This is a genomic window from Streptomyces sp. NPDC053665 (assembly GCF_055585285.1).
Map to the genome: position 1 here is coordinate 183,713 of NZ_JBVJKK010000001.1, position 22,133 is coordinate 205,845.

Genomic DNA, 22,133 nt, shown 5'->3' on the forward strand with positions numbered 1-22,133 from the left:
GTGCGGGGCGCGGCGGTCGGGCGCATCACTTGCCGGAACCGGCCGCGAAGCCGCTGTAGATGAAGCGCTGCAGCGCCAGGAAGACGATCAGGGTCGGCACGATCACCAGGACGGCGCCGGCGGAGATGGTCTCCCAGTGCGCGCCGAAGGGCCCTTTGAACCGGAACAAGGCGGTGGAGATGGTGCCGAGTTCGGGGTCGGGCATGTAGAGGAAGGGCACGTAGAAGTCGTTGTAGACCGCGATGCCCTTCACGATCACGACGGTCGCGACGGCCGGGCGCAGCATGGGAACGATGATCTTCCAGTAGATGGTCCAGGAGTTGGCGCCGTCCAGGCGGGCGGCCTCGTCGAGGGACGTGGGGATGGACCGGATGAACTGCAGGAAGATGTAGATGGAGACGATGTCGGTCCCCGTGTAGAGCAGAATGGGCGCCCAGCGGGTGTTGAAGGCGCCGAGTTCGTCGATGACCTGGAAGGTGGCGACCTGGGTGGTGACGCTCGGGACGAGCGCCGCCAGCAGGAACAGCCCCATGACCAGGCGCTTCAGGCGGAACTGGAAGCGGTCGATGGCGTAGGCGGTCATCGAGCCGATGAGGACGGTACCGGCGGTGGAGACCACGAGGATCAGCGCCGTGTTGCCGAACGCCCGCAGCATGGCGCCCTGTTCGAAGGCGGTCGCGTAGTTGGCGAAGTTGAACCAGTCGCCCGGCAGCGACAGGGGCCCGTCGTTGGCCACCTCGGACTGCGTCTTCAGCGAGGTCAGCAGCACCACGGCGAGCGGGACCACCACCACGGCCGATGCGATCAGCAGCGAGAGGTACGTGAGGGCGGCGGCGGCCCGGGACGGCGTGCCGCGGTGGGCGCGCCGGGTCGCAACGGAGTCGTCGGTCACGAGAGTTCCACCCTCTCCTCGGGGATCAGCCGGCGCTGGATCCAGGTGACCAGCAGGATCAGGAGCAGCAGGACCACGGCCGACGCCGAGGCCAGACCGACCTTGTCGAACTGGAAGGCGAGCTTGACCGTCTGGATGACGAACGTCTCGGTGCCGTTGGCGCCGCCGGTCATGATGTACGGGATCTCGAAGACCGCCAGGGAGCCGGACACCGCCAGGACGAAGCTCAGGCTGATGACGGGCTTGATGCCGGGGGCGATGATGTGCCGGAACTGCTGCCAGCGGTTGGCTCCGTCCAGCTGCGCAGCCTCGTACAGGTGCGGGGGGATCGACTGGATGGCGCCCAGGAAGAGCACCATGTTCAGCCCCATGAAGCGCCACACCGACACTCCGGCCAGCGAAGGGTTGGCCAGGTCCGGGTCGCCCAGCCAGAGATGCCTGCCCTCCACGCCTGCCAGGCGCAGCAGCGTGTCGAGGGTCCCGTCGGGCTGGAAGAAGTAGAGGAACACGAATCCGACGGCCACGCCGTTGATCAGGTAGGGGAAGAACAGCAGCCCCTTGAACAGGTTGCGGAACCGGGTGCTGAAGCCGAGGACCGTCGCGAAGTACAGCGCGACCGCGATCTGCACGATCGAGGCGGCCAGGTAGAAACCGCTGACGAGGAACACCTCGAAGCGGGCCGGCCGGGTGACCAGGTCGGCGTAGTTGTCGGCGCCCACGAAGGAGCGTGCCGGGCTGACGCCGTCCCAGTCGGTGAAGCTGTAGCCGATCATGTCGGCCACCGGGACGTAGGTGAACATCACCAGCAGCGTCAGCGGGGCGGCCAGGAAGAGCCAAGGGGTCAGGGCGGCGGCTCGGCGGCGCCCGCCCGCGCGGGACCGGCCGGCGGTGCCCCCGGGAGGCGGAGCGCCCCGCCGGCCGGCGGCACGTGTCGCGGCGCGGGTCTTGTGGACAACGGTCATCTCATGGTTCCTCGTGGTGGGTTCCCGGTCAGGGGTGCCGTCGGTGTGACGGGGTGCCGTGGCTGTGACGCGGTGCCGTCGCTGTGACGGGGTGCCGTCGCTGTGACGCGGTGAGCGGCTGGGGCCGTGTGGAGCGAGTGGCGGCCGGGGACGGGCTCCCCTGGCCGTGGTGCCCGCCGCACCGTGTCCGGTTCAGCCGCCGAGGGTCTGCCGGGCCTCGGACCACTTGTCGTTCAGCTCGTCGAAGTAGCTGTCCATGTCCCCGTCGGAGGCCCCGCGGGCGACGTCCACGAGCTTCTGCCGGTAGTCCTGCGCGGTGATGCCCAGCTCGGACGCCTTGTCGACGGCGTTGACCCGCGCAACGTTCTTCTGGCTCTGCTGAATCATGGTGACATCGTTGTCAGCGAACGCCTCGAGCGTATCGGGCAGGGGTGCGCCCTTCACCGAGGAGATGGAGCCCTCCGCGGCGGCCTGGCCGGACTTGGTGATGTACCAGTCGATCCATGCGCGAGCGGCCGCCTTGTTGTCCGAGTGCTTGTTCACCGCGTACTGATAGTCCGGGCGCAGCACGGAGCAGAACGCGCCGTCCTTCCGTGCGGGGAACGGCATGAAGGCGATGTCGTCCGGGTCCCTGCCTGCCGCTTCGGCCGCCGCCCGCATCTGGGAGACGGCCCAGGAGCCGAGCCACATCGAGGCGACCTTGCCGGTTCCGATCTGCGCCTTGGAGTCCTCCCAGTTGGTGGTCGTGGGGTCGGGCTCGGCGAGCTTCTCGTCCACGATCGTGTAGAGGAGCTTGTCGATGGCGTACAGGTCCGAACCCCGGCTCCAGGGCCTGTCCGTGGTGGCCAGGGCGTCGTAGGCCCCGGTGTCGCAGGTCGGGGAGCCGATCGCGTTCGTCCAGTTGGTGAGCGGCCAGCCATCCTTGTAGTTGGTGTAGTACGGGATCGCCGCCGTCCTCGCCTTGATCGCCTTGAGGTCCGCGATGAACTCCTCGGGCGTGGACGGCCATTCGTCGATGCCGGCCTGCGCCCAGACCTTCTTGTTGTAGACGAACCCGTTGGCGACCCCGATGTTGGCCAGACCGTACACCTGGCCGTCGACGGTGGCGTGGTCGGTGTAGTCGAACTTCGCGGACAGCTCACCCGCCCTGCCCAGCGGGGCGAAGAAGTCCGGGTACTGCTTGACGGAGAGGGAGTTCGGTATGAGCAGGACGTCACCGTAGTGCTCGGTGTTCATCCGGATCTTGGTCTCACCCTCGTAGTCGGTGAGCCCTTCGAATTCGACCTTCACCCCCGGATACACCTTGCGAAATTCGGCGGCGTACTTCTCCAGGGTGCCGTCGGTCATCTGGTCGGTCCTGTTGGTCAGGACGGTGATGCTCCCCGTCACCTTCGCGGGGTCGCTCGGGGGTGCCGCGATCTCACCGGGTTCGCCGCCTCCCTGTCCGCTACAGGCTGTTGCCGCCACCATGGTCGCAGCCGTCAGCGCGAGCCAGTTTCTTCGCATTCCCGCCACCTCTCATTGGGAGAACAGGCCGTACGGAGCGAGGGAGCGCCATGTCGGCGCTCGGCGCCCTCGGCCCGATGAGCGCTCAACGTAGACGCAGCGCCGCGACCGTGTCCATAGACCGGTCTAGACGCTTTCCCACGAGAATCAACACGCTGACCTGCACTTTTACTAAACCGTGGGTAAACGGGACGGCGGCGCGCGAGGCCGTCGACGCAGTGGGTGGCGGGAGGCTGGACAGCGTTGTCCGAAGCGTGGTCCGATCGGCCGGGGCGCGACCGGACCCACTGACGACCTCGCGGCCGGAGTGTCACGCTGCGTGACGGACGAGGGAGTCGAGAGCAGGGGACGACGACCGGTGCAACCGCCGATCCTTCGGACCTCGGTGGCCTCGGTGGCCTCGGTGGCCTCGTCAAGAGAACTCGTGGACCACCCGGATGTCACCGACGATGTGGGCGTTGAACTCGTCGAGTTCCCCGGCCGGCACCCAGAGTTCGAGAATCGTCCGTCCACCTGCCTGGCGCACGGGATAGCGACTGACGAACTGCGCGTCCACCTCGAAGCGGGTGACGTATCCCGCGCCGTCGTGCTTCACGTTCCAGTCCCGCGCGATACGGATCGCGTAGTCCTCGTTCAGGACGGGATAGAAGATCGGCTGCTCGGGCAGGCGCGGAGGCCAGGCACGCCACTCGGACCGCCGGACCAGTTCCAGCTCCTCGGGACCGGTGGGGCGCCACAAGGTCGTCGTCGGTCGCCGGCTGGCCATCGGGGCAGTCCCTTCGGTGGACGCTGGTGGGTTTCGGTAGCCGGACGGTACCGGTGGCGGTGCGACAACTGCCAGGCGATTTACGTCTCGTGGGGCGGTCAGCGGCCGAGCGTCCGCTGCCAGCGCCGCTCGCCGTCGTGCCAGGTGTCCGTCGGCACGAGGCCGGCGGCGGTGGCCACGGCGGCGGAGGCCCGGTGGTCCGGGTGGATGTGGGCGACGACCGTGCGCACGGACCGGTCGCGGAGCCACCGGAGCAGTCCGCAGGCCGCCTCGCGGGCGATGCCCCGTGCCTGCCACGGCGTGCCCACCACCCAGGCGATCTCGGCGGTGAGGCCGTCGTCCGACGGTCCCACCGTCGCCTGGACCGTGCCCGTCAGGCAGGACTCGGCGCGCAGGTGCAGCACCCAGTTCAGCCAGGAGACCGCCGGATCCGGGGAACCCGCGGTCATCCGCTCGTAGCGCGAGCGCAGGGCCGGCGGGGTGTCCGGGGTGCCTCCGATGTACGTGTGCAGGTCCGGGTCGGACAGGACGAGGGCCATCTCCTCGGCGTGCTCCACCCGCAGCGGCAGCAGGTCGAGTCGCTCGGTGCTGATCGGCCGGGCGATGAGTGTGCTCACCGGTCACCTCCCTGCCGTGCCGGAGGGCAGGAGGGTGCAGCACCGCGCGCCCTTGCAGCCGGTCGGAGGTGATGGCCGCCCGGACGCCGGTGAGGGCCCGTCACCCCCGGGACCGGAGCAGGTAGCCGGAGAACCAGGCCGGGAAGTCCCGCCTGAGCTCCGCCGGGCCGGTGAGCGTCACGGCCCCGGCGCGCAGCAGGCCGTCCCAGGAGGCCTCGCCGAGCCAGAACCTGGTGAGCGCCTCCAGGTCCGCGTCCACGTGCAGCGCGATGTCGAAGCCGCCGTCCTCCGCGCAGAGCTGCACCTGGGGACGCCGGGCCAACAGGAAGTAGGGGTCGGACCGCCGCCCGCGGAAGCGCAGTTCGACCAGGGTCGGGTGGACGGGGAGGTGCTCGGGCACGACACGGCGGCTCATGTCGTGCGTCAGCACCTCCGGGCTGAGGTCCTCCTTCCGCAGACCGCGGGGGTCGGATTCCAGGGCCCAGTGGCCGAGTTCCCGCAGCACAGGGGCGAGGTTCTCGCCGGGTTCCGTCAGCCGGTATTCGCCCTCCGCCCGTTCCACGAGCCCTGCGGATTCGAGCCTTTTCAGCCGCGCCGACAACATCGTCCGGGAAATACGAGGAATGCCGCGCTGAATTCCGTTGAAATGCCGCTCGCCCATCATCAGCTCCCGCACGACGAGCAGCGTCCAGCGCTCCCCGAGGACGTCGAGAGCGCGGGCGATCGGGCAGAACTGCTGGTAACCGGCCATGGGGCGAGCGTACCGGGGGAGGTACGGAATCTGTACTGGCCCTCTCGCGCAGCCGCCCTAGGGTGAGAAACATGAGCAACGACACGAACACGGACACCCCGCGAACCGCCCCCGACGACAAGGGCGCGACCGGACTCGAGCACCTTCTTTCGATCATCGACGGACGCAGCCCGAGGGCACCCATTTCTGCGACTCTCGGATTCGATCTGGTCGCGGTGGAATCCGGTACGGCCGTTTTCGAGGGAAAGACCGGCGAGCATCTGTGCAATCCGATGGGCACGGTGCACGGCGGATTCGCCGCCACGCTCCTGGACTCGGCACTCGGCTCCGCCGTCCTGACCCGGCTCCCGGCCGGCCTCGCCTACAGCACGGCGCAGCTCAACGTGAACATGGTCAGGCCGATCACGCCGGTCACCGGCACGCTGCGCGCCACCGCCCAGGTGATCCACCTCGGCCGCACCCTGGCGACGGCGGAGGCCCGGCTGAGCGGCGTCGAGGACGGCCGGACGTACGCCCACGCCACGGCCACCTGCGCGGTCTTCGCGACGAGGTGACGCCGGCGGCCTGCCACGACCGAAGCGCCGGTCGTGGCCGGCCGCCCGGGGCGACGCGACTCCGCCTCCGCTCAGTCGCGCGGACGCGGTGCGTCGTCCGCCTGCCCCGCGGCCGACGCGGCCGCCATCAGCGTCGCGACCTGCTCCCCGATCAGGTCCCAGGCGCCGGGAACGTCTGCGAGCGGGGTTTCGCGGAGCTGGTCCATGGGGTGGGCCGTGTCCGGGCCGATGGCCGCGGTCGCGGTCACGACGTCGTAGCCGTCGCGCACGGCCGCGTGGAGGCGATGGCCTGCGCGGCCGACGGCGCCGGTCGCGGGCTCCGCGTGCAGGGCTGTGGCGACCACGAGGGGCGGAGCGCTGCTCGCCCCTGCGGGCACCTTGCGGTAGGCGCTGGCGACCGGCGTGCGCCAGCGCAGGCCGAGCAGCACCGGGCGCTTGGCCGTCACCTCGGCGAGGTCGGTCTCGTAGACGCCGTGCGGTGCCAGTACGGTCGCGCGGGCCTCCAGGACCAGGGCCGCCGGCAGGAGGCAGCGCAACGTGCTGCCCGCTATGTTGCCGCCGACCGTCGCCGTGCGCCGCACCGCGCCCGTGCCCACCGCGGCGGCGGCGGCACGCAGGACGTGGGGGACGTGCCCGTCCACGCGGCTCAGGACCACCGCACCGCCCAGTTCCTCCGCGCCGACGACGTTGGCCTCGGGCAACCGGCTGAGCGACATCGCCTGTTCGGGGAACCCGTCACGTTGCCATGTGGCCCAGACGAGGGTCGCTCCGCCGATCGGCACCGCTCCCTCGCTCAAGTGCTTCCGTGCCTCGGCCACCGTCTTCGGCAGATGTACCCACATCGTCAGTCACGTGTCCCTTCGAGCCCGGGCGGACGCCCCCGGGGCGGTCTTCGGCCACCCGTCCGTCGTCACGGCGCATGGTGACCGCAGTGGAGGGGGCGCATCCAGGGCTCACACGGGCGCGACACCGGCGACGCGGGGATCGATCCACCCGTGGTCCCGCCTCATGGCGGCCTTTGCCGCATCGCGGCCCCGGGAGCGACTTCCCGTGACGGCGGCCGCGCACAAGCCCTTCCGGCCCGGGGCCGGGCACAAGCCCTTCCGGCCCGACTGGCGCGCACAAGCCCTTCCGGCTGGCGCCGCACGGCGGTCAGGGCGGTCCCCGCTTGACGGTCGGAAGTCCACGCTGGTCCACTGCCTGCGAAGATCCGACATCCGGTCCCCGGCCCACCGGCGGCAGCGCGGACCGAACCGAGGGAGTGCGGCCATGCCAGGCGAAGCGATCGTGCGCCAGTCCGTCGTCGACGTGCTGGAGGAACGCCTGCGCACGAGCATCCTGGACGGCACGCTCGCGCCCGGCTCCCTGCTCCCGCCGGAGCGGGAACTCGCCGCCTCCTACGGTGTCACCCGGACCACCCTGAAGCACGCGCTGTCCCGGCTGGAGCAGGCGGGCCTGCTCCGCACCCGCCACGGCGTGGGCACGCGCGTGCTGGACTTCCTGAGGTCCGGGGGCGTCGACCTCCTGCCCCTGCTGGTAGGACAGGACGGGCGGTGGCTGTCGGACGTCTTCGAGGCGCGGCGGGCCATCGGCGGGATCATCGCGCGCAAGGCGGCCTCCCAGTGCAGGACTTCCCAGGCGGTCCGCCTGCGTGCCGCGGTCGACGCGGTGGCCGGCGCCTCGGACCCGGCCGGGGCCCAGCTCGCCGAGGCGGAGGTGCACCGCGAACTGGCCCGCGCCACCGGCAACCGCGTCTACCTGCTGCTGACGAACACCCTGCTCAACGCCTACCTGCCGGTACGTCACGTCATGAGCACCCCCTTCGCCGACCCGGCGGTCGCGGCGGAGCGCATCGGGCAGGTCGTGGAAGCGGTCGCCCACCGCGAGGTGGAGGACGCCGGGCGCGCCGCCGAGGAGTACTTCCGGCTGACCGCGCAGGAGATGACCGCGGACCTGAAGAAGCACGCCCGGCGGCGGTAGGAGCGGCCCCGCGGCAGCCCTCAATCTGAAGAGGCGGTTGCGGCTGAGGGGTTGACCTGTGCACAGCGGGCTGGTTCTCTGCCTTCAGTGGATGAGCCACTCATCCACTGGTCCACTAGTCCCACTGGACCCACTGGACCAGTCATGACGCAGGGAAGGTGCCGTAGATGGCAGCACGCCGGGGAGCGCGCTTTGCGGAGACCATGGAGGGCACCCTGCGGCCGGCCGCAGCCGACGGCGGGTCGCGGCCCGTGCGACTGGACCTGCGGGTCGCCACGCGCGGCGCGTTCCGCCCACGCGGCTCCACGACGGCCCTCGTCGAAGGGCGCGTCCGCATCGACGGCTGGGCCGACGACCACCGCGCCTCCGGCACGATGGTCATCGCCCCGCTGTCCGAGGGGCGGATCGCCTACGAGGTGCGCTTCACGGCCCGCGACGGCCGCCGGTACGTCCTGGAGGGGCACAAGTCCCCGGTGTGGCGCAGCCCTTTGCGCTCGATGACCACCCTGCCGGTGCGGCTGCGACCGGCCGACGCGGGCGGCGTGGGCGGCACGACCGGCGGCACGACCGGCGCGGGCGGTGCGGGCGGCGAGGGCCTCCTCCGCTTCCGGTTGCGCACCCTGCCCTCGTTCGCCGCGAGTTGGCGCTTCCCCGCACCCGCCGCCATCGGCGGCACGCCCCTCGACCGCACCGCCGCAACCACTGCCACCACCGCGACCACTGCCACCACCACAGCCACAGCCACAGCCACAGTCACCGCCGAGGCACTCGTCGCGGCGCGCCCGGACCGCCTCAACGTCTGGTACAGCACCTTCACCGACCCGGACACCGGCACCGGCTTCTGGCTCCACCACGAACTGGTCCGACCCGTCGAGGGTGCTCCCTACACGCACGGCTGGGCCGCGGTCTACCCGCCGGACGCGCCGCCCGTCGTCGACCGCTTCGGCCCGCACCCGCTTCCGGAGGAACCCCCCGGACCGGCCCGCGGCACCACCTCCGCGCGACCCGCCGGTTTCCACTCCCCGGCCGCCGTCGCCACCGCGCGTGAACTGCGCGGCAGGACCGCCCGGTTGGCCTGGGACCTCGAGGTGACGGCGGATTCCCCACCTCTGCACACGTTCCCCCGCCTGGCGTGGAAGCGCCGCGTGCTGCCCGCCGTGCACGCCGTCCACCAGGCGCAGGCCCGCTACACCGGATCCGTCCGCCTCGACGGGGAGCCGCTCCCCCTGGCGGCGGCGCCCGGCGCCGACGCCCGCATCGCCGGTCGCGGCAACGCCCACCGCTGGGCCTGGCTGCACGCCGACCTGGACGGCGACACCGTCCTGGAAGTGGTGACGGCCGTCTCGGGGCTGCCCCTGCTGCGGCACCTGCCGCCCCTGGTGTTCCTGCGGCTGCGCAGCGGAGGACGGGACTGGCCGCGGGGCGACTGGCGCAGTTCGCTGGGCGTTCTGGGCGTCGGGCGGTTCCGGGGCCGGCCGCGGCTGCCGACCTGGACCGTCCGGGGCCGCGCGGGCGGACGCCGTATCGCGGTGCGGGTGGACCTGCCGGAGGAGAGGCGCACCGCGGTGCGGTACATCGACCCGGACGGCGCCGAGGCGACCTGCCACAACAGCGAGCGGGCCGACGTCCACGTCCGCCTGGAGCGGTGGTGCGACGGCCGGTGGCACACCGAGCGGGTCTGGGAGCTGCGCGGCACGGCGCATGCGGAAGTGGGGCTGCGATGAGGGCGGCCGGAGGCCGGGCCCTGTCGGCCGTACTGCTGGACGCCGGCGGTGGCGCCGATGGTCCGGAGTGGGAACGCCAGGTGCCGGAACGGCTGCTGCGCTTCATGTCGTCCCTGCCTCCGTCCGTCCGTACGGGCCTGCACGCGGCCGACGTCGCACTCGACGGCTTCTCCGTGCTGACCACCGGACGGCGGGCCCACCGGCTGCCGGCCGACGCCAGGGCCCGGCTCCTGCGGCGGCTGGTCCGCCTGCCCGGCTGCGAGGCGCTGCTCGACACCGTGAAGATCCCGGTGCTGCTGGCCGCGGGGGCGAGCCGGCACGGCGCCCGAGCCGTCCGGCCCCTCGTCCGGGCCGATCCCCCGCTGGACCTGTGCCCGTCGTCGGAGTGGCCGGACACGGTCCGCGTCGACGCCGTGGTGATCGGGTCCGGAGCGGGCGGAGCCGTGGCGGCGCTGACCCTGGCCGCCTCCGGGCGTTCGGTCGTGGTCCTGGAGGAGGGGCGGCACTTCCCGACCGGCGAGCTCGCCTCGCGCCCGCCGCTGGACCGGTTCGCCGACGCCTACCGTGACGGTGGCGCCACCCTGGCCTGGGGCCTGCCGCCCGTGCTGCTCCCGCTCGGCCGGGCCGTGGGCGGCACCACCCTGGTCAACTCGGGCACCTGCTTCCGCACCCCCGAGGACGTGCTGCGGCGCTGGCACCGTACCCACGGTGTCGAGCTGGCGGACCCCGCCGCCTTCACGGCCCATCTGGACCATGTGGAGCGCCTCCTCGGCGTGGGCGTCCCCGATTCGTCGGTCCTCGGCCGCAACGGCGGACTGGCGCTCGCCGGCTCCGCACGGCTGGGCTGGTCGGCGGCTCCTCTGCGCCGCAACGCCACCGGGTGCGGGGGCTGTTGCGAGTGTGTCGCCGGCTGCCCGAGCGGCGCCAAGCAGGCGGTGCACCTGTCCGTGCTGCCCGCGGCCTGCGCGGCGGGGGCACGGATCGTCACGCGCGCCCGGGCCACCCGCATCCTCACCGAGCACCGGTCCGGGTCCCGCCGTGCCGTCGGGGTGGAGGCACTGCGTCCGGACGGCACGGCGTTCACCCTCGGCGCGGATCTCGTCGTCGCGGCGGCGGGGGCCCTGCACACCCCTGCCCTTCTGCGCCGCTCGGGGCTCGCCGGGCATCCCCGGCTGGGCTGCAACCTCGCGGTCCATCCGGCCGTCAGCGTCGCCGGACGGTTCGCGGAACCGGTCACCGGCCCAGGGGCCGGCCCGAACGTCCTGCAGAGCGTCGGGGTCGACGAGTGGCATCACGACGGGATCCTCATCGAAGCGACCGCGGCACCGCCCGGCATGACCTCGTTCGTCCTCCCGCATCTCGGAGCGGACCTGAAGCGGGAGCTGGCGGACGCGGGACGGCTCGGCCTGCTCGGCGCGATGGTCTCGGACCGGCCCTCCGGGCGGGTCCGCGGGGCGCGCCGGCCGGTGGCCTCCTACGCCCTGCACGCCGAGGACGGCGACCGTCTGCTGCGGTCCATGGTCCACATGGGCCGCATCCTGTTCGCCGCGGGTGCCCGCGAGGTCCTCACCGGCATCGCGTCGGACCCGTCGGTCACGTCTCCCGGTGCCCTGGAGGAGGTGGTGCGGCGCACCGGCCGGCGTCGCCTGCACCTGTCGGCGTTCCACCCCACGGGGACGGCTGCGCTGGGGGCGGACGGCGCGCGCTCCCCCGTCCGTCCCGACGGGAGGCTGCGCGGGGCGGAGGGGGTGCTGGTCGCCGACGCCTGCCTGCTGCCGTCGTCGCCCGGGGTGAATCCGCAGGTCACCATCATGGCGCTGGCCCACGCGGTGACGGAGCGGGCCGTCGCCCGCGACGGGTAGGCCCACCCCGGGGAGCGCTGCGCGCCCTCGCGTACTCCCCGCGCGGTAGGCGGGGTGCCGCCGGCCGTACGACGACCCGGCACCCCGTCCGGGACCACTCTCGAAGCGAGGGCACCGACCGTGTGCCGAGCGAACGAGGAGTGATCGACATGCAGACCCTGGCGCACTTCGCGGACGGCGGCCCCGGACCGTGGATCCTGCTCTTCCCGTTGATGTGGGCCCTGGTGATCGGCGGTGGTGTGGCACTGCTGCGGCGCACCGCGAGGCGCGGTGGCCCCCGGCGGCAGGACACCGTCGGCGGCGACTCGCCCCTCGCCGTGCTGGGCCACCGCTTCGCCTCCGGCGAGATCGACGAGGACGAGTACTGGCGCCACCTGTCCGTGCTGGACGAGGAGTTCGGCCGCAGGGGCGGCCGGGCGTGAGTCGGCACCCCCGGGCCCGGGGCGGGGGCGAGATCCGCACGGCATAGGGTGCACGGCATCAGCGAAGGAGAAGCCCGATGCCCGACGGCCACCGCATCCTGTACGTCACCGACCTCGCCTACCGGGCCCAGGGGCGCGGGCGCTACTGCGACGAGGACATCTTCCTGACGTCGCGGCTGCGCGACGAGTTCGACCTGGCCCTGTGCCACCCGTTGGACGCGGCCGCGCTGATGGACGCCTTCGACGCCGTCGTCGTGCGCAACAGCGGTCCCGTGCTGGCGTACCGGGAGCAGTACGCCGCCTTCCGGGAACGGGCCTCGGCGCGTGGCGTGCGCGTGTACAACCCGCTGTCGGGCCGGGGGGACATGGCCGGCAAGCAGTACCTGCTCGACCTGACCCGCTCGGGACACCCCGTCATCCCCACCGTCGACGACCCCCGGCACGTGCACCTGCTGCCCGAGTCGGAGCGGTACGCGGTCAAGCCGAGACTGGGCGCGGACTCCATCGGGCTCGCCTTCGTCACGCGAGCGGAGCTGGACGGTCTCACCGGCGGCGACGTCCTCATCCAGCCCCGGGTCGACTTCAGGTACGAGGTGTCCTTCTACTTCGTGGACGACACCTTCCAGTACGCCCTCCACGCACCCGACCCCGGCCGGCGCTGGGCCCTGGAACCCTACGAGCCCACGGCGGCGGACCTCGCCTTCGCCCGCCGCTTCATCGACTGGAACACCCTCGACCACGGCATCCAGCGCGTGGACGCCTGCCGCGCTCCGGACGGCGGGCTGCTGCTCGTGGAGCTGGAGGACCTCAACCCGTACCTCTCCCTGGATCTGATCCCCGACGACACCCGCGAGAGGTTCGTGACGAGCCTGTCCGAGTCACTGCACCGGTTCCTGGACGCCGCCTGAGGGTGTCTCAGATCAACCGTGCCGGTCGCAGCGCCGCTTCGTCACCTGTGAGCCGCTTCGCGTTCAACGCCCCTTGTTAAATACTGGCGTTGAACGTGTGAAGTCCGGAGGAGCGGCTTCCAGACACCCCGGTCGACGGTGATAGCATTCCGCCGTCTGCGACCTTGATCCACTTTTGCTCAGGGCCCCGAACCCGAACGCGCGCTGAGCTCCCCTGGTGCACTGCCCCGGACGGGTTGCGGATCCTTGCGAGGCGTACCTGTCGACGCCTGCATGCCACGCGCCGTGAAAGGTTTCCATGACTCGAGACGTGCTTCTTTGGTGCCTGGTTGCGATAGCGGTGATATCCCTGGCCGCGGTCGTAGCGCTCGTGCTCCGCAGCAGAGGCGTACTGAGGAGGAAGAAGGAGTCCGAGGACGAACTGCAGGCGCAGCTGCAGTACAGCCAGATCGAACTGGCGCGGGTGCGCGGCGAGTTGTCCCAGCTCAAGAACGAGCAGGACGGCGTCATCCGCGAGGCGGAGACGAACGCCGAGGAGAACACCAAGGCGGTCCTCAAGGGCGCCGCGCGCTTCCTGCAGAGCCTCGCGGCCGAGCAGACGACGCTGCTGGACCGGGTCCAGCGCGAGTACGGCGGCCACCCGGTCCTCAGCGACCTGATGGACATCACCCACGCCAACGCCCAGATGGCGCGCAAGGCGCAGGGCATCGCGGTCATGTGCGGCGCGCCCCTGGGCCGCCGCAACCAGCCGGCCAGTGTCTACGACGTCGTCCGCAGCGCCCAGAGCCAGATCCGCAACTTCCAGCGGGTCGAGATCATGCAGCCCAGCGGCATCGCGCTGAAGGCCTCGGCCGTCGCACCGGTCGCTCTCGCGGTGGCCGAACTGCTTGACAACGCTGCCAGCTTCTCGCAGGCGGACGCCCCGATCGAGGTCACGTTCCGCCAGGTCCAGCAGAACCTCTGCATCATCATCGACGACGCCGGCGTCGGCATGGGGGACGAGGAGCGGCAGCGGGCGACCGCGCTGCTCTCCGGTGACGACGTGCCCCGGCTGTCGCAGCTGGGCACGCAGCCGAAGTTCGGTTTCCCGGTGATCGGCCTGATCGCCCGCCAGTACGGCTTCAAGGTCGATGTCACCGGTGTGTCCCGTTACGGCGGCGTACGGGCCGTCGTCCTGCTGCCCGAGGAGCTGTGGACCATGGAGGAGACCCCGTCGGCCCCCGACACAGCGCCCGTGAGCAGCATCCGGCCGATGGAGTCCCGCAGTCCGTCGCGCACGGCCAACGGCCTGCCCAAGCGCGGACCGCGAGTGGCGTCCATCGGTGACTCGCCGTCGGCGGACCAGCCGGCGCGGCGCAGTGTCCGGCGCCGCGGCACCGGAAGCCTGGGCGCGTTGCAGCGCGGCGCGCAGACCGGACGCGATGCGGCTTCCCTCGACACCCCCATGCCCGAAGGGTCCGACAACGCATGAGTACGACCGACCTGTCGTGGATGGTCCAGGACATCGTGTCCAACGTGCCCAAGGCCCGGCACGCCGTGGTGCTCTCGGCGGACGGCATCCCGCGCGGCTCCACGGACGGTCTGACCGCCGGGGACGTGGGCACCGTCTCGGCGGCCATGGCCGGGATGCAGTCGCTCAGCCGGGCGACCGCGCACTTCGCCGGCCTGGCGCCGACCCGCGAGTGGATCCAGACCGTCATCGAGTTCCAGCACGGCTGGGTGTTCCTGATCGGTGCCGGCCAGGGGGCCTACCTGGCCGCCGCCGCCGAGCCCGACGTCGACATGGAGCAGCTGTCGTTCCGGATGAACCGGCTGGTGGCCCGGCTCGGCAGCAACCTCACCGCCCCGCCGCGGGTGACCGCCGCCGACCCGGCCGCGGCGGGCGACGGCCTGAGCGCCTCGCAGCGGCGGCCGGACAGGTCCGTGGCGGTGCTCGACCAGCTGGACAGGGTGGTGGCCTCGGTGCCGGGCGCCCTGCACGCGCTGCTGCTCGGCGCGGACGGTCTGCCCCGCGGGGCGAGCGCGGGGATCGACAGGGACCTCGCGGACACGATCTCGGCGGCCATGACCGGCATCCACGCCTACAGCCGGGCGACGGCGCCCTTCGCGGGCGGGGCACGGGACGACGAGTGGAGCCAGACGGTCATCGAGTTCCAGCACGGCTGGGTCTTCCTGATCGCGGCGGGCGAGGGCGCCTTCCTCGCGGCCGCCGCCGAACACGACTGTGACATCGAGGAGTTCACCGCCCGGCTGAGTGACGCGATGCCCCCGCAGGCCGCGTCCCGCGCCGGCTGGGGAGAAGGGGTCGGCGATGCATGAGGACCCGTCCGAGGAACTGGAGCTGACGGCCCCGTTAGTCCCCTTCTTCGTCATGGCGAAGGGGCGGGTGCTGCCCCGGGAGAGCGAGTACGAGCACACCACGATGATCTCCGTGCGGGACGCGGCCGCCGCCACGGTGCGCACGCTCGCCCCGGAGGCGCGCGTGGTGATGGACCTGCTCGCCAACGGGTACCTGTCGGTCGCCGAGGTCGCCGCCCACACGCAACTGCCCCTGGGCATCGTGCGCATCCTGCTGGCCCAGATGGCCGAGGACGGGCTGATCCATGTGCGCAATCCGGTGCCACATGCCGAGCGCCATGACCCCGCCCTGCTCACCGCCGTGCTCCATGGCCTGGAGCGAATACGAACCGGAGCGTAAGTCGCGTGTATCTGGATCCCAAGGTCTCCCGCTCCGTGAAGGTCCTGGTCGTGGGCCACTTCGCGGTGGGGAAGACCACGTACATCGGCAGCGTCTCCGAGATCGAGCCGCTGCAGACCGAGGAGGAGATCACCGAGGCCAGCGAGGGCTTCGACGATCTCTCCGAGACGCCGGACAAGACGACCACGACCGTCGCGATGGACTTCGGCCGTCTGACGCTCAGCGACGACCTGGTGCTCTACATCTTCGGAACGCCGGGGCAGGAACGCTTCAAGCAGATGTGGGAGGGCCTGTCCCGGGGGGCGCTGGGAGCGCTCGTCCTGGTCGACCCGGAGCGGCTGGAGGAGACCTTCCCCATCCTCGACCTGGTCGAGGACTTCGGCCTGCCCTACGTCGTCGGGGTCAACACCTTCGACGGCCGGTCCCGCTTCCCGCTGTCCGAGGTGTGCGAGGCGCTCGACCTCTCCGAGGACACACCGGTCATCGACTGCGACGTCCGCGACCAGGACTCCTCGATGGAGGCCCTCATCACCCTCGTGAAGCACCTGTTGTCCTCACTCGGCTAGGAGCCACACCATGCAACAGCCCCTCGAGACGACCGGGACGCACGCCGGTCACCCGGCGCCCGGCAACGTGCCGCTGTACGGCCCGGACTTCGGCTCCGACCCCGAGCAGACCTACGACCGGCTGCGCGCGTCGGGGCACAGTGCCCCGGTCGACATCGCCCCCGGTGTCGAGGTCGAGCTGGTGACGAGCTACGACGCGAGCCTGTACATCCTGCAGAACCCGAACCTCTTCGTCCGCGACTCCCGGCGCTGGAACGCCCTCAACGAGGGGCGGGTCCCGGCGGACAGCCCGGCCCTGCCCATGATGGGCTACCGCCCCAACGCGCTGTTCAGCGACGGCGCCGCGCACGCACGGCTGCGCCAGGCCGTCACGGACAGCCTCGCCACCGTCGACCAGGGCCGGCTGATCCGGCTCACCCAGCAGTCGGCGGACTACCTGATCAGCCGGTTCAGCTCGGAGCCGCTCGGACAGGCCGAGTTGATGGCCGCGTACGCCCAGCCGCTGCCGCTGCTGATCTTCGGCGACCTGTTCGGCTGCCCGCCGGAGCTCGGTGACCGTGTCATCGCCGGGATCACCGGCATCTTCCAGGGCACGCCCGGCGCCGACGAGATCCTGGGCGGAGCGCTCGCGGAGCTGATCGCCCTGAAGCGCCGGCAGCCCGGCGAGGACCTCACCACCAAGCTGATGGTGCACTCCGCCCGGCTCAGCGACGAGGAGGTGCTGCACCAGCTCGTGACCCTGCTGTCGGGCGGCACCGCGCCCCTGGCTGCGGCGATCGGCACGAGCGTCGCGCTGTACCTGAGCGACGACTGGCCGACGGGCCTCCCGGCGGAGGACGCGGTCGTCAAGACCCTGTGGAACTACGCCCCGATCGCCAACTACGCCGGCCACTACCCCACGCAGGACGTCGAGTTGGGCGACCGCACCCTGCGGGCGGGCGACCCGGTGCTGATCTCCTTCGCGGCGGCCAACAACGACCCGAAGCTGACCGCCCACCGCGAGCAGCTCAGCCCCAAGGCACACCTGGCCTTCGGCGCCGGCCCGCACGCCTGCCCGGCCAAGGACCCGGCGTTCATGATCACCGCGACGGCGGTGGAGTCCCTGCTCAACCGGTTGCCGGACGTCGAGATGCGGGTGCCCTTCGACGAACTCGCCTGGGTTCCGGCCCCGTGGAGCCGCACGCTGGTCACCGTCCCCATCCGGTACAGCCCCCGCACCGTGCCCCAGGCGGGCAACTCCCGTTACGCGCAGCCCTCCACGGCTCACACCGCTCCCTCGTCGGTGGGCGTCCCCCAGCCGCACGCGACGCACCGGCCGACGCATGCCGCGCGCCCGAAGGGCGGGCTGTTCAGCCGCTTCCGGGCCTGGATGAATGGCGAGTGACGCAAGTAACCGTATGAGAATACGGTGTTGTTGTATGGCTCAAGTGACGGTCGGGTACGGATAGCGGCTGGCAGAAAGGAGCCGCAATCGTGGGAAGTGTCACGACCCCGTCCACGGACCGTCGGGCCACCATCTCTCTGTTCTCCCGTCTCAGGACGGCCGACGGACAGGCCGACCCCTTCCCCTTCTACGAGGAACTCAGGGCGCGCGGTGCGGTCAGCCCCGCGCCCTGGGGCGGTTTACTCGTCACCGGTTACGCCACCTGTGAGCGCATCCTGCGCGGCGGCAACTGGCTCGAACCGGACACCCGGTGGCGGGAGCAGCAAGGGGCGCGCACCCGTTGGAGCGCTCCCTCGGCGCGGGAGATCAGCCGGACCCTCCCGGCGCTCAACCCACCGGAACACACCCGGGTGCGCCGGTCGGCGGGCACCTTCGACCGCGGCACGATCGACCGCATCGGCAGCCGGGTCACGGGCATCGTCGACCGGCTCCTGGACGACCTGGACGAGCGAATACGGTCGGGAGAGGCGGATTTCGCGGCGCTGGTCAGCGAGGAGCTGCCCGTCGCCACGATAGGCGACTGGCTCGGTCTGCCCAGCGCGGACTGGGCACGCCTGCGGGAACTGACCCACGAGCAGGTCTTCACCCAGGAACTGCTGCCCAACGCGAGCCAGTTGGCCCGCTCCGACGCCGCCATGGCCGAACTGCGCACCTACTTCCTCGACCTGGTGCGCGAGCGGCGAAGACGCCCCGGCGACGACCCGGTCTCCCGTTGGACGGACACCTGGGACCAGCTCGAACCCGACCGGGACAAGGCCGACGAAGCGGTGTACTTCCTCGCCCTGTTCGTCCTGCTGGCGGCGCTGGAGACCACCTCGACGCTGCTGTCGACGATGACACTGCGGCTGGTCGAGGACCCCGACCGCTGGACGCGGCTCACCCACCGGCCGGACCTCGTGCCCTCCTTCGTCGAGGAGTCCCTGCGCCACGACCCTCCCACCCACGTCATCAGCCGCGTCGCCGCCGAGGACACCTTCCTCGCGGGCACGGAGGTGGCGGCCGGGGAGATGGTGCACCTCATGGTCGGTGCGGCACACCGCGACCCCGAGCGGTTCTCCGGTCCCGACACGTTCGACGTGCAGCGCAACCCCTCGCACCTGGCCTTCAGCTGGGGTATCCACTACTGCCTCGGAGCCCCTCTGGCCCGCCTTGAGGCGCAGACACTGCTCCGCCACACCATCGCCCGCCTGCCGAGACTCACCCTGGTGCGCCGCCCCGCGTACGCACCTCGGGTGGCGTTCAGGCGCCTGCTGAATCTGGATGTAGCACTGGCATGAACGCACCGCACACCCCCACCGCCGGCTCCGTCACCGCCCCCGAGCCGGCGCCGCCGCTCCCCGCTCCCCTCGCCCCCGCTCCCCTGGCTCTCACCCGGGCCGGTGCCGTCCTCCACGTCCGGCTCAACCCCGACGCACAGGACGACGTCCTGAGCACGTCGGTCCTGGACGCCCTCCTCGCCGTCCTGGACGGGCTGCACGACCAGCCCGACGTCCGCGTCCTCGTGCTGTCCTCCCAGGGCAGCGACTTCTGTCTCGGGGCCGACCGGCGGGAGTACCAGGACAGCCTGGCCGCCGACCCCGGCGGGACCGCGCTGCGGCGCATCGCGGACAAGGCCCAGCGCCTGTGCCAGGCCCTGGAGAACACCCATGCCGTCACCATCGCCCGGCTCCACGGCAAGGTCGTGGGCGCCGGCCTCGCCCTCGCCGCCTACTGCGACCTCCGCGCGGGTGCTGACACCTGTCAGTTCCGGATGCCCGAACTCGGCCTCGGGCTCGCCCCCGCCTGGGGCGGCGCCATGGGCCGCCTGATCACGGAGGCGGGGGCGGCCCGCATCCGCGAACTCATGCTCACCTGCGAGACGTTCGACGCCCTCACGGCCCACCGTCTGGGGCTCCTGCACAAGGTCGCTCCCCTCGACTCCCTGGACGACACGATCACCGCCTGGACCAGGCCCCTGACCCGGCGGTCACCGCAGGCCCTCGTCCTGACCAAGCGCATGCTGGCCGGCTACTCGAAGGCCGCCCGCACCGCCGACCCCGCCCTGCTGGACTCCCACCTGCTGGCGGCCCAGCTGACCCAGCCGCGCTGACCCGCACCCGGCGCAACGGCCCTTCTCGTACACGGCGGCACACGCGCGGCGTACGAGGGGGCCCTCGCTGTCCCCGGCGGACGCCGACATCCCCACCGGGCCGACCGCACCCGTCCCGGGCGTGCCGTGCGCCCGGATGGAGCACGTCCGCCGAGCACGGCGACACGGTCGCGGCCGATGCTGAGGATGCCCCTGACCGCCGAGTCACCCAGGACCCTCATGCCACTCATGCCCGTCCCCCGACCGGGGACACCTGCCCGCTCCGGTGCCGGACTCCCCTCCCGCCGTCACCGTCTGTTCCTCGTCACCCTGCTCGGCGCCTCCTTCCTCGGCGGTCTGCTGCTCGCCCCCACGGCGGGCGCCGCCGCCGGCGGCGGTGGCTCCGGCGGCCGGGGCGAAGGCGCCCTGCAACGACAGCTCGAGGAACTGGTGACCACGCCCGGAGGACCGCCGGGTGTGATCGTCGTCCTGAAACGGGACGGCGCCCCGCGCATCCTGCGCGCCGGTGTCGCCGACCTGGAGACCGGCCGCCCGATCGAGCCGACCGACCACATGCGGATCGCCAGCACCGCGAAGGCGTTCAGCGGTGCGGTGGCCCTGCGCCTCGTGGCGGACGGCGCACTCCGGCTCGACAGCACCATCGGCCGCACCCTCCCCCAGCTGCCGCGTGCCTGGCGGGCGGTCACCCTGCGCCAACTGCTGAACCACACCAGCGGACTGCCCGACTACACCGAGGACCCCGAGTTCGCGGAACTGCTGGTGTCGGACCCACGTCGCACCTTCGACCCCCGCCGGCTCCTGGACTTCGTGGCCGACGAGCCGCTGCGCTTCCGCCCCGGGACCCAATACCGGTACTCCAACTCCGACAACATCGCCGTCGCCCTGATGGCGGAGGCCGTGACCCGCACGCCGTACGAGGAGCTGCTGAGGGAGATCGTCTACCGGCCGCTCGGCCTGCGTGACACCAGCCTCCCCGACGGCTACGAGCTGCCCGAGCCGTACATGCACGGGTACGTCGTGGAACCGCCCGAGCCGCCCGAGGACGTCAGCGAGGTGATCAGCGCGTCCGGTGTGTGGGCCTCGGGCGGGATCGTCTCCACCCCGCGGGACATGACGCGCTTCATCCGCGCCTACGCGGCCGGACGCCTGACGTCACCGGCCGTCCTGCGCGAGCAGCGCCGCTGGGTCGAGGGCGCCTCGGAACCGGCGGGCCCCGGTCACAACAAGGCGGGTCTCGCCATCTTCCGCTACGAGACCCGCTGCGGCGTGGTCCTGGGGCACACCGGGAACTTCCCCGGCTACACCCAGCTGATCGCCGCGACCCCGGACGGCCGCAGATCCCTGACGTTCTCGCTCACGACCCAGGTGAACAAGACGCTCAACCCGGACCTCCTGGAGCGGCTGCGCACGGTCCAGGAGAACGCGGTCTGCGCGCTGCTGGGCGGACGCCGCGGCTGACGAACCCCGGTTGCCCCCGGGAGGCGTCTTCCCTACTGGAGAAGCGCCGGGACGATCACGGCGACGATCAGGGCCCAGGCGGCCAGGGCCACCGCGGTGTGGACGCCACCGGTCCGCGAGGTGGGCCCGGCACGCCGGTGTCCCACCTCGTGGCAGACGCAGTGGTCGCGCGGGAGCCGCGACAGGTCCAGCCAGTAGGCGCCGAGCAGCCGGGCGTCGGGGCGGGCGTACGAGTCGTCCTCCATGCAGGGGCAACGACGGGCCGCCCCGGAGGGCACGGCGCCGTCAACGAGGCGCCGGGGCCCTGGGGCCGGTCGCGCGAAATCGTTTCTCCGTACAGCCCCGTCCGGCGTGCCGGAAAGCGAAAAGCAGATAGGCACGGCAAAGGGCTATTGAACCGAACGATAGAAATTCACCGGCGGACCGTGACACGGCCCGGGCCGTGCAGTTGTGCCCATGCATCAGCCCCTCTCGACGATGCATCTGGTCACGAGTCACGGAGAAGCTATGTTGAACGCCACAGTGTGGACGTTTGTCGTGAGTGCGTCTCTCTGCACCATCGGTTCCGTCTTCCTGTCCGACCCTCACCGGCGACTGCACCACACCGACGCCGCGGAACTGCGCCGTCGCCGGCTCCTCGTCGAGGTCCTGCGGAACAACATGCGTGCTCAGCGGTGTACGCCGCCGTCGCCCCACACCGCGGACGAGGTCGGGGAGCCGGCGACGAGCGTTCCCCGCGCCCGACGCCATGCCGCCACCCCCTGAGCCGGGCGCCGCGTCCTCCCGGCGCAGCGCCCCTTCGGCTCGCCGCACGGGGAGCCGGCACCCGGCCCCTTGTTGCTTGAATTCTCGATCAATTCACCCGCGATCCACCGGTGACAAGGACCGCCCGCGATTTTCCCGGCGCGTGAGGAATTGACCGGCCCGCCATCCC

Annotated in this window: 23 protein-coding genes; 15 read left to right on the plus strand and 8 right to left on the minus strand. The window is 71.7% G+C overall.

Going from position 1 to position 22,133, the window contains the following annotated elements; all coding sequences use genetic code 11:
* Positions 1-25 precede the first annotated feature (25 nt).
* The 6 genes from ACZ6ZN_RS00685 to ACZ6ZN_RS00710 all read right to left on the minus strand — a co-directional run bounded on the left by ACZ6ZN_RS00685 (position 26) and on the right by ACZ6ZN_RS00710 (position 5,494).
* The gene (locus ACZ6ZN_RS00685) at positions 26-892 is read right to left on the minus strand and encodes a carbohydrate ABC transporter permease (protein ID WP_469642016.1); all 867 of its coding nucleotides are present in this window, start codon (positions 890-892) and stop codon (positions 26-28) included.
* Positions 889-1,854, minus strand: coding sequence for a carbohydrate ABC transporter permease (locus tag ACZ6ZN_RS00690; RefSeq protein WP_451877542.1), 966 nt, complete (start codon positions 1,852-1,854; stop codon positions 889-891). The genes ACZ6ZN_RS00685 and ACZ6ZN_RS00690 overlap by 4 nt, the downstream gene beginning before the upstream one ends.
* Positions 1,855-2,046: 192 nt before the next feature.
* Complete coding sequence (locus ACZ6ZN_RS00695) at positions 2,047-3,360, minus strand: ABC transporter substrate-binding protein (RefSeq protein ID WP_469642017.1); 1,314 nt, start codon at positions 3,358-3,360, stop codon at positions 2,047-2,049.
* A gap of 412 nt (positions 3,361-3,772) precedes the next feature.
* Positions 3,773-4,126, minus strand: a complete 354-nt coding sequence (locus ACZ6ZN_RS00700; RefSeq protein ID WP_469642019.1) for a hypothetical protein — start codon at positions 4,124-4,126, stop codon at positions 3,773-3,775.
* 98 nt (positions 4,127-4,224) lie between these two features.
* Positions 4,225-4,743: a GNAT family N-acetyltransferase gene (locus ACZ6ZN_RS00705; protein ID WP_469642021.1), complete on the minus strand. Its 519-nt coding sequence runs from the start codon at positions 4,741-4,743 to the stop codon at positions 4,225-4,227.
* A 100-nt stretch (positions 4,744-4,843) separates the two neighbouring features.
* Positions 4,844-5,494: a winged helix-turn-helix transcriptional regulator gene (locus ACZ6ZN_RS00710; protein WP_451877538.1), complete on the minus strand. Its 651-nt coding sequence runs from the start codon at positions 5,492-5,494 to the stop codon at positions 4,844-4,846.
* 71 nt (positions 5,495-5,565) lie between these two features.
* On the opposite strand from ACZ6ZN_RS00710, the gene ACZ6ZN_RS00715 reads away from it, so the two are divergent.
* Positions 5,566-6,048 (plus strand): PaaI family thioesterase, encoded by a 483-nt coding sequence (locus ACZ6ZN_RS00715; RefSeq protein WP_469642023.1) that lies wholly within the window; start codon positions 5,566-5,568, stop codon positions 6,046-6,048.
* A gap of 71 nt (positions 6,049-6,119) precedes the next feature.
* Here the strand turns inward: ACZ6ZN_RS00715 and ACZ6ZN_RS00720 are convergent, their stop codons facing one another.
* Positions 6,120-6,890, minus strand: coding sequence for an FAD binding domain-containing protein (locus ACZ6ZN_RS00720; protein WP_469642025.1), 771 nt, complete (start codon positions 6,888-6,890; stop codon positions 6,120-6,122).
* Between the two features lie 427 nt (positions 6,891-7,317).
* Between ACZ6ZN_RS00720 and ACZ6ZN_RS00725 the strand changes: the two genes are divergently transcribed.
* The 13 genes from ACZ6ZN_RS00725 to ACZ6ZN_RS00785 all read left to right on the plus strand — a co-directional run bounded on the left by ACZ6ZN_RS00725 (position 7,318) and on the right by ACZ6ZN_RS00785 (position 21,199).
* The gene (locus ACZ6ZN_RS00725; protein ID WP_398107307.1) at positions 7,318-8,028 is read left to right on the plus strand and encodes a FadR/GntR family transcriptional regulator; all 711 of its coding nucleotides are present in this window, start codon (positions 7,318-7,320) and stop codon (positions 8,026-8,028) included.
* 167 nt (positions 8,029-8,195) lie between these two features.
* Positions 8,196-9,752 carry a hypothetical protein gene (locus tag ACZ6ZN_RS00730; protein WP_469642027.1) on the plus strand — a complete coding sequence of 519 codons (1,557 nt, stop codon included), beginning with the start codon at positions 8,196-8,198 and terminating at the stop codon, positions 9,750-9,752.
* Complete coding sequence (locus ACZ6ZN_RS00735) at positions 9,749-11,614, plus strand: GMC family oxidoreductase N-terminal domain-containing protein (protein WP_469642029.1); 1,866 nt, start codon at positions 9,749-9,751, stop codon at positions 11,612-11,614. Before ACZ6ZN_RS00730 ends, ACZ6ZN_RS00735 begins: the two co-directional genes overlap by 4 nt.
* Positions 11,615-11,763: 149 nt before the next feature.
* The gene (locus ACZ6ZN_RS00740) at positions 11,764-12,036 is read left to right on the plus strand and encodes an SHOCT domain-containing protein (RefSeq protein WP_469642032.1); all 273 of its coding nucleotides are present in this window, start codon (positions 11,764-11,766) and stop codon (positions 12,034-12,036) included.
* 77 nt (positions 12,037-12,113) lie between these two features.
* Entirely contained in the window at positions 12,114-12,944 is an 831-nt protein-coding gene (locus tag ACZ6ZN_RS00745) for an ATP-grasp domain-containing protein (protein WP_469642034.1), read from the plus strand.
* A gap of 370 nt (positions 12,945-13,314) precedes the next feature.
* Positions 13,315-14,415 carry an ATP-binding protein gene (locus ACZ6ZN_RS00750; RefSeq protein WP_398107312.1) on the plus strand — a complete coding sequence of 367 codons (1,101 nt, stop codon included), beginning with the start codon at positions 13,315-13,317 and terminating at the stop codon, positions 14,413-14,415.
* A 20-nt stretch (positions 14,416-14,435) separates the two neighbouring features.
* Complete coding sequence (locus tag ACZ6ZN_RS00755) at positions 14,436-15,263, plus strand: roadblock/LC7 domain-containing protein (RefSeq protein ID WP_451877593.1); 828 nt, start codon at positions 14,436-14,438, stop codon at positions 15,261-15,263.
* Positions 15,256-15,642, plus strand: coding sequence for a DUF742 domain-containing protein (locus tag ACZ6ZN_RS00760; protein ID WP_333933033.1), 387 nt, complete (start codon positions 15,256-15,258; stop codon positions 15,640-15,642). Before ACZ6ZN_RS00755 ends, ACZ6ZN_RS00760 begins: the two co-directional genes overlap by 8 nt.
* 5 nt (positions 15,643-15,647) lie before the next feature.
* Positions 15,648-16,208 (plus strand): GTP-binding protein, encoded by a 561-nt coding sequence (locus ACZ6ZN_RS00765; protein WP_369193021.1) that lies wholly within the window; start codon positions 15,648-15,650, stop codon positions 16,206-16,208.
* 10 nt (positions 16,209-16,218) lie between these two features.
* Positions 16,219-17,592, plus strand: a complete 1,374-nt coding sequence (locus ACZ6ZN_RS00770; RefSeq protein WP_469642037.1) for a cytochrome P450 family protein — start codon at positions 16,219-16,221, stop codon at positions 17,590-17,592.
* Positions 17,593-17,681: 89 nt separating this feature from the next.
* Positions 17,682-18,929 (plus strand): cytochrome P450, encoded by a 1,248-nt coding sequence (locus ACZ6ZN_RS00775; RefSeq protein WP_469642039.1) that lies wholly within the window; start codon positions 17,682-17,684, stop codon positions 18,927-18,929.
* On the plus strand, positions 18,926-19,741 hold the full coding sequence (locus ACZ6ZN_RS00780; RefSeq protein ID WP_469642041.1) for an enoyl-CoA hydratase/isomerase family protein: 816 nt from the start codon (positions 18,926-18,928) through the stop codon (positions 19,739-19,741). Before ACZ6ZN_RS00775 ends, ACZ6ZN_RS00780 begins: the two co-directional genes overlap by 4 nt.
* A gap of 219 nt (positions 19,742-19,960) precedes the next feature.
* The gene (locus ACZ6ZN_RS00785) at positions 19,961-21,199 is read left to right on the plus strand and encodes a serine hydrolase domain-containing protein (protein ID WP_451877528.1); all 1,239 of its coding nucleotides are present in this window, start codon (positions 19,961-19,963) and stop codon (positions 21,197-21,199) included.
* 32 nt (positions 21,200-21,231) lie between these two features.
* Here the strand turns inward: ACZ6ZN_RS00785 and ACZ6ZN_RS00790 are convergent, their stop codons facing one another.
* The gene (locus tag ACZ6ZN_RS00790) at positions 21,232-21,444 is read right to left on the minus strand and encodes a hypothetical protein (protein WP_469642043.1); all 213 of its coding nucleotides are present in this window, start codon (positions 21,442-21,444) and stop codon (positions 21,232-21,234) included.
* A 292-nt stretch (positions 21,445-21,736) separates the two neighbouring features.
* Here ACZ6ZN_RS00790 and ACZ6ZN_RS00795 point away from each other — a divergent pair, with 292 nt between their 5' ends.
* Positions 21,737-21,964: a hypothetical protein gene (locus ACZ6ZN_RS00795; RefSeq protein ID WP_451877526.1), complete on the plus strand. Its 228-nt coding sequence runs from the start codon at positions 21,737-21,739 to the stop codon at positions 21,962-21,964.
* Positions 21,965-22,133 lie beyond the last annotated feature (169 nt).